This is a genomic window from Streptomyces sp. NPDC087787 (assembly GCF_044743035.1).
Lineage (GTDB): Bacteria > Actinomycetota > Actinomycetes > Streptomycetales > Streptomycetaceae > Streptomyces.
In genome coordinates, this window is the sequence record NZ_JBIUVQ010000048.1 from 1 (window position 1) to 7,050 (window position 7,050).

Consider the following 7,050-nt stretch of genomic DNA (forward strand, 5'->3'; position numbering starts at 1 on the left):
CCCACCCTGCGGGCAGGGAGCGAAAGCCACATTGGCGCACGCCCCCGGCGCACTCCCTAACCTTGATCGGCTACACCACGACAAGGGACGCCATCCCACCGTGCGCTGACCCGCTGGCTCCCCGAGAAATCCACTGCCGCCCGGGCCGGTTGACCTGCCACCATGAGGCAGGAGCTCATTCAGGCAAGGGAACGATGGCCAACTTCCGATTCGGATCGAACGACTACACCGTCAACATCCGGGCACAGCAGCACGTCAACTTCTTCCAAGGCTGGGACGTACACTGTCTCGCCCTGACCTTTGAGGTGACTGCCCATGGCGACTACACCGTGGACGCGCCCTTCCTTGTCTCTGGCGCCCTCTGGACGCACGAGACACCAGGCCCCGCGAGCTGGATCGGCGTCCTTCACACACCGCGGCCGGTCGGGCTGAAGTCCTTCCCCACGAACCTCACGCTCGAGACGAGCGTGACCGACCAGCAGCTGCGCGGACTGGAAAAGACGCGGGCGGGCAACGACCTGGCCCTGCGCGCCGAACTGTCCCTGACCGCACTGGCAGAGACGAAGCACTGGCCCGTCGCCGACGACCAGGAGATGATCCGCGTCCCGCACGCGACGTGGAGCAACGCCCTCACCCAGCTCGATGCCAGCGCCTTCGTCGACGTCCTCATCCCAGTCACCACCGTCAAGGCCCGGGCCACCGGCGCGCGACGGATCCGCGAGGCGAAGACCGCGATCCGTGACGGACGGTACGAGCACGCCGTTGCCCTCGCCCGAGCGGCCCTCGATCCCGTACGCGAGGCCTGCAACACCCGGAGGGTCCACGACCAGGCGGTGCAGAAGAAGGCCGGGGAACGGGACCAGGAGGAGCGCTGGGCGATGCTCACCCAGAGCGCCTACGCGCTGTTCAGCGGCGCACCGCACGACGACTCCGGCACCACCGAGAACTTCGCCTGGACCCGCGCCGACGCCATCGCGGCCGTCGCCACCGCCGCCAGCCTGCTCGCCCGGTTGGAAGACCTGCCGTAGTGCCAAAGGACGCACGAGGCTCCAGCCCGGCTCCGCTTGGCTGGTCCAATGCCACCAGTCCGGCGGCGCCCCCAGCTGGCCGATACCGACGGCACCTGCTCCCCCCACTCCTGCCTGACCGGCGCGTTGGAGGCCGATGATGACCCGAAGCCTGTTCGACCTCGCCCGGAAGATGACGCCGGAAAAGGTCAGCCGCGAGTTCCGCGACTTCAGCGGAGCCCACGCATACACCGCCGCGCGCCGCCTCATGGACGAGACGTTCGCCGATTTTCCCGACGTCGACCACAGCTTCGTCCGCGAGTTCCAGACCGCAGGCTTCTCCGCTCGCGTCTTTGAGCTTGCCCTCTTCGCCGCCCTGCGCGAACAGGGCAAGGAACTGGACCGCACCAGCCCCGCACCGGACTTCCTGACGACCGGCGACACTCCTGTGGCCATCGAAGCGACGACCACCAACCCGCCCCAGGGTGAGACGGCCGACGACGAAGACATCGCCGCTGCAGTACGTCGGCTCATCCCCGACGACATGGAGGAAGCACAGGCGGAGTTCACCATGCAGATCGGCAAAGCCCTGCGCCGCAAGCTCGAACACCGCGATGCGCAGGGCCACGCCTACTGGGAGAAGTCGCACGTCGAAGGCGTCCCCTTCGTGATCGCCGTGCAGTCCTTCCACAACCCCAGCGCCCTGATCCACACCGTCAACTCCCTGGCGACCTACCTCTACGGGATCCGGGACATCGCCACCCGCGACAGCCACGGCTCGCTGGTGCTGAACTCCCAAGTCGTCACGGAACACCGGCACAAGCACAAGATCATCCCGAGCGGCCTGTTCGCCCAGCCCGAAGCCGAGCATCTGGCCGCCGTGATCTTCACCAACAGCGTCACCGTGTCGAAGTTCTCTCGCATGGGAACCGAACGCGGCTACGGTCCGGAAGACGTGGCCATGGCCCGCGTCGGCCTTGCGTACGACCCTGACCCGAACGCGTCCGTGGCCGTGCCCTTCGGCTATGTCATCGGTGACTACGGGCCACAGGACCACGAGACTTTCAGCGAGGGCTTCCACGTACTGCACAATCCGTGGACCCGCACACCCGTCGCAGCCGGTGCCCTGGATGGCTTCACCGAGCACCGCCTTCAGCCAGACGGCAGGACGCTCACCACCATCCGCCATCCCGACTACTACCTCTCCCGGACTTGGATCTTGCAAGGCGAAGACGGCGGAAACCCAGTGCAGACGGCCCGCCGCCGTGTCCAGCAGTACCTGGCCCGCCCGGAAGGCGCTCGATAAGAGCGAAGCTGGCGAAGAGCCTGTCCCACCCCGCCTCGGCCTGCTCCTCATGGGAGGCTGCTAGACATGCCCGACCTGCCCTCGCCCGAAGAGATCGAAGCCGCCCGCACGCCCGCCGGCGGTTGGAAGCGCGACCGGCTCGCCACCTGGGGCGTCCCGTGGCCCCCGCCCAAGGGGTGGAAGGACGAGCTGACCGAGCGCTGGCAGGCCGCACGCCAGGACGGGGCACCACCGTCCCCGCCCCGCCCGGTCCCGGCCGACTTCGCACAGGAGGCGCTCGACTTCGACTGACCCGACGACAGCGGGGCCGGGCAGGATCACCCTGCCCGGCCCCACGGCTAGTTCGTACGCTGCTCCGCCCACCGCGTCCCGATCGCGGACAGATGCTCCACCCGTTCCGTGGGCGCGTGGCGGTTCCGGCGACCGCCCGCCCTTACTGTGCTGCGGGCAGGGCATTGGCGTCACAGGACATCGAAGACGGTCACGCTCCTGTCCTCGGGGTCGACGGGGCCGGTCCATGAACGCTCAGCCAGGGCCCCCTCGGCCTTCCTGTTGGCTTCCCACGCCTTCTTCTTCATGGCCTGTAGATCATCTGCCTTTGCCGCACGCAGGCCCGATTCGATGACGAAGTGCCGCGCCCAGTCGTAGTCGTCGGATGTCACCTCCTCCAGGTCCTTTCCGACGGTGTAGCGCTTGTTGCCGTCTCCGAAGGTGTGCACCTTGGGGGTCAGGATGTGGAAGCGAGCCATGCTCGGGTAGTCGATGCCGAGGCTGATGGCCATCAGAGCGTTCTGGGTGACTTCCATGAAGTCGCCGAATTTTTTGATTCGCTGGAGACGATAGACCCCACTCCCGACGCGAGGCTCATCGAAGGGCAACAGCTTCTCGCCGAAGTTGAAGGCTGACCATCTAGTTGATCCTTCGCCGCGCTGGTAGTTGGTGAGCAGTTCCTGGAACGCCAGGCTGAGACCGGCCATGGCCTGGACGTAGTCGCCGATGTCGGCATGCGTCTGCGCGTCGCGCAGCAGCTGCTTGACCTCATGCTGAGTCAGCAGGTCGACCATGTCGACGGTGTCGAGCTCGATGCCGAAGATCTTGGGGGTGACTGTGGTGAAGAAGTCGACAACGGTCTCGCGGGCCTGCTCGATCTGGTGCGCAGACGGGAAGGTCCCGTTGTGCTTGAGAGCGACGCGGGCGTCATTGAGACGCTTCATCTGATCTTTTTTGGGAAGTTCATAGACCGGTTTGATCGCTTCCCAATAGCTGAGGAACTCCGCGTTCTTCTTCAGCTCCACGCCCAGATGCTGCGCAGCGAGGCCGATGAAGTTCTCCACCGCGTCGTGGAAGGACGTGATCGCCCGAGAGTGCAGTGGCGAAGGCTGCCCACTCTGCTCGACCCCCTCGCGGTACAGGTACCGGACATACGCGAGCCGCTGAACTGTCAGCGGATCAAGAGGCTGCGCCATTACAACTCCAGGGGATCGCCATGTGCTCTTGAGATTGTGACGGCGTGTGGCGCCCTGCCGCACCAGGATTTGCGTGCGACCAAGACGTCCCTGCTCATCAACAGGACCAGCGCATCCCGATCGCGGACAGCTGCTCGACCCGCTCCGGGGACAGCGTCGCGGCCCTGCTCCGCTGGTTTCCGATCCACGCACCAAGCCGGAGCTCCCGCTCCTCCTGGTCCTCGCCGACGATCCGTTCGACGTGCTTCCTCGGCACCCGCAGGTGCCCCTCGCGCTTGAAGAACTGGCGGGCGGCCTCGTAGTTCATGGCCCACTTGTCGGCCTGTGTACGGCGCGGGGGTGGCTTCTCGTCCTCAGCCGCGGGTTCGATCCCGAGGACCTGCTCGCACAGCCACTGCTGGACGGTGGTGAGGTTGTCCCAGCCGAGCCGGACCGAGCGTACCCACCGTCCGAGGTCCTCGCCCTGGTGCACGACGTCGCCCGGAGACGTGGGCAGCGGGCGGCCGGCCTCCAGGTGGAGCCGGACGAGGTGGAAGGCGCGCTGCCACTCCACCGGCCAGGCGGGGCACCACGAGGGGGCGATGTCCTCCAGTTGCTCGCGCCGCATCTCCGACAGTGCCCCGGCCGACGACTCCACCGGTAGGCCCTCGGCACGCCGCTGCTCGATCTCGGCCGCCTTGCGGGCGGCGGCCCGTGCGTTCTTCAGCCAGGTCCCGACCTTGTAGCCCTGGAAGGTGGCGTCCAGGGGGGCCAGGAGGTGGCCCGCCTCGGCCGCCCACCCGCGCGCCGCTGCGAGACCTTCCTCCCACGCGACGTCGAAGTGCGACCACACCATGCCCAGCTTCTCCAACTGCTCGACGCGGTCCTCGTCCATGTCGCCGCGGGCGTAGAACCGCCGGTTGTCGGCGATCCACTGCCCGAGGGGGAAGTTGGCGAGCGAGGCCGGCCACCCCTCGGCCTCCACCTCCTGGTCGCCGTCGCCGGGCACCCGGTAGGTGAAGGGCACCTTCAGGTCGCCGTGCTCGCGGGCGTAGATGACGGCGGCCTCGATGCCGCGCCGCCAGTGCTCGTGCTCGGGGTTGAGGACCCGCAGGTTGATGAACGCGGCCAGCTGCGCCGGGTCGCGCGGCACGGAGAACTTCAGCAGCTTCCGCGCGGACGCCGACGGCCCGCCGGACCCGTTCCCCTCGCCCCGGCTCTCCTGGCCCTGCGCGCCCTTCTGGACGGGCTTGTAGGCGCTGGGGGCCTGCTGCTGCGCCAACTGCTCCACCACCCGGGCATCGTGCGCCCTGAGCGCCTCCAGCAGCTTCGCCAACCCGCCGAACGCCCGGGAGGTCAGCATGTTGTCCGCCGTCTCGCCCGGCCCGAGCAGCACCGGCACCACGAGCGAGGCGACCTTGCCCTCACCCGGCTGCATCCGCAGCGCGCGGCCGACCGCCTGGACGAGGTCGGGCATCGAGCCGCGCACATCCGCCCAGTACACGGAGTCGCAGTTCCTGGTGTCGACGCCCTCGCCCAGCACCTTCACCGAGCACAGGAAGCACTTCTCCACGACCGTGCCGTCCGTGGCGACGCCCTGGTCGAACTCGCCCAGCAGGCGCCGGCGGTGGCCCGGCTTGTGGTCGCCGCACAGCCAGTCCGCCCAGATCGTGCGCGGGTACAGCTCGGGGTCGGCCGCGTGCAGCTGCGCGGTGACGTGGGGGAGGCCAGCCGCGAACGCCTCGGCCTCCTTGACGACGTGGTGGAAGACCAACGTCCTGCGGAAGCCTTCCTCGGCCGACGCCTTCACCAGCGCGGTCTGCAGCGTCGCGAGCCGGGCCCCGCGGACCTTGTCCGAGCGGCCCTCAACGCCCAGGAGCTGGGCGGACTGGAGCTGGGTGTCGGTGATGTCCACGCACACCACCTGGTACGGCGCGCAGATCCCCCGGTCGATCGCCTCGGAGAGGGTGAGCGTGTAGCAGCGGGCACCGAACGGGCCGTCCGGGTCGTCCTCCATGGAAGCGACCAGCTCACCCGGCGCGCCCTCGGCATCCTCATCCAACTGCCACAGGCGGGGCGTGGCGGTCATGTAGAGGCGGCGCAGGGACGGGATGCGGGTGTTGTCGTGGACGACCGCCCACGGCTTGCCCAGCCGACCTGAAGTCCGGTGCGCCTCATCGACCACGATCAGGTCCCACCCGGGAAGGCCGGCTTTGTGCGCACGCTCCAGCGTGCCGAGCCCGAGGGAGGCGTACGTGGCGAACACGGTGACCTTGTCGAACGGCCGTACCCAGTCGACCAGTTCCTCCACGTCCGTGGTGTTGGGGAAGGTCACGTCCTCGCCCCGCAGGGACGAGACCCCGATCATCGGGCCCGTGCGGCCTGCCTCGCGCCACGCGGCCTCGGTCTGGGTGAGCAGGTCCAGCGAGGGAACGAGCACCAGCACACGGCCCGCGTGGAGCTTCTCCGTGCTGCGGGCCGCGACCCGGGTCTTGCCGGACCCGGTGGCCATGATCACCTGAGTCCGGAGCCCCCGCTCGGGCGCAAGCGATCTTGCAGACAATTCGAGGGCGCGGACAACCGCGTCAACGGCTTCCTGTTGGGCCGCATCACGCTGATCGGTTCGGCTTGTGGTCGACATATCCGTCTGCCTTCTCCTGGGCTCTTACCTGGGCAGGAAACGAGAAACCTGCACGTAGACGGCGTGCGATCGGCTACGGTGAACCTCACCGGAACCGGGTCACAGCCTCGGACCAGTAGCGGGGAAGCGTGATCGGGAACCGGTCCAGTTCCCTTAGTGGTGCTGCTATTTGAGTCCAGAGTCTATCTCGTGTTTCAAAGTGAAGCATCCAGAGCCTGAAAATTCCCTCGAACGCGGCTGAATTTTGTTACTGTTGCCTCATGGCCACCCTCCAAAGCAGCCTGACGGCCGGTCAACTCGACCCCGCGCTCCCTGGTTCGGCGGGTCACTCTCCCGACTACCCGTCACCCCTCCCTGCTCTTGTTGTTGCTCGGGCCGCAGGCCCGTTGGCCGCCCCGCGGAGCGGGGGCGGCCTTTGGGGCGCGCAGCGCCGCAGGGTGGCTGGAGCACAGCGGAGGGCACACGCGGGGACGCAGTCCCCGCAGCTCCGGGAGCGCAGTGGACGGAGCATCACCGGCCTTGCGCAGCAAGGCCGGTGCGCGGGACGCGGAGCGTCCCGCCAGCGCTCACGCGGAGCGGGAGCGCAACCCCCGCGCGCAGCGCGGGGGTTCGCTTGCCCATCGCGCAGCGATGGGGTACCCGCTCCGCGGG

The 7,050-nt window shown here is 68.1% G+C and carries 5 protein-coding genes; 3 read left to right on the top strand and 2 right to left on the bottom strand.

Annotation, left to right across the window (positions count from 1 at the left end):
• Window positions 1-194 precede the first annotated feature (194 nt).
• The 3 genes from ACIOWN_RS34250 to ACIOWN_RS34260 all read left to right on the top strand — a co-directional run bounded on the left by ACIOWN_RS34250 (window position 195) and on the right by ACIOWN_RS34260 (window position 2,604).
• Window positions 195-1,028 carry a hypothetical protein gene (locus ACIOWN_RS34250; RefSeq protein ID WP_362357910.1) on the top strand — a complete coding sequence of 278 codons (834 nt, stop codon included), beginning with the start codon at window positions 195-197 and terminating at the stop codon, window positions 1,026-1,028.
• Between the two features lie 139 nt (window positions 1,029-1,167).
• Complete coding sequence (locus ACIOWN_RS34255) at window positions 1,168-2,313, top strand: hypothetical protein (protein WP_362357908.1); 1,146 nt, start codon at window positions 1,168-1,170, stop codon at window positions 2,311-2,313.
• 66 nt (window positions 2,314-2,379) lie between these two features.
• Window positions 2,380-2,604 carry a hypothetical protein gene (locus ACIOWN_RS34260; RefSeq protein ID WP_362357907.1) on the top strand — a complete coding sequence of 75 codons (225 nt, stop codon included), beginning with the start codon at window positions 2,380-2,382 and terminating at the stop codon, window positions 2,602-2,604.
• Between the two features lie 170 nt (window positions 2,605-2,774).
• Here the strand turns inward: ACIOWN_RS34260 and ACIOWN_RS34265 are convergent, their stop codons facing one another.
• Together ACIOWN_RS34265 and ACIOWN_RS34270 are read right to left on the bottom strand one after the other, a co-directional pair.
• Entirely contained in the window at window positions 2,775-3,779 is a 1,005-nt protein-coding gene (locus tag ACIOWN_RS34265) for a hypothetical protein (protein ID WP_362357905.1), read from the bottom strand.
• A 97-nt stretch (window positions 3,780-3,876) separates the two neighbouring features.
• Window positions 3,877-6,399: a Helicase associated domain protein gene (locus tag ACIOWN_RS34270; RefSeq protein WP_401984438.1), complete on the bottom strand. Its 2,523-nt coding sequence runs from the start codon at window positions 6,397-6,399 to the stop codon at window positions 3,877-3,879.
• Window positions 6,400-7,050: the final 651 nt, after the last annotated feature.

Excerpts from the sequence above, each read along its gene's own strand:
- ACIOWN_RS34250 (WP_362357910.1), top strand. The coding sequence starts at position 195 with ATGGCCAACTTCCGATTCGGATCGAACGACTACACCGTCAACATCCGG.
- ACIOWN_RS34255 (WP_362357908.1), top strand. The coding sequence starts at position 1,168 with ATGACCCGAAGCCTGTTCGACCTCGCCCGGAAGATGACGCCGGAAAAG.
- ACIOWN_RS34260 (WP_362357907.1), top strand. The coding sequence starts at position 2,380 with ATGCCCGACCTGCCCTCGCCCGAAGAGATCGAAGCCGCCCGCACGCCC.
- ACIOWN_RS34265 (WP_362357905.1), bottom strand. The coding sequence starts at position 3,779 with ATGGCGCAGCCTCTTGATCCGCTGACAGTTCAGCGGCTCGCGTATGTC.
- ACIOWN_RS34270 (WP_401984438.1), bottom strand. The coding sequence starts at position 6,399 with ATGTCGACCACAAGCCGAACCGATCAGCGTGATGCGGCCCAACAGGAA.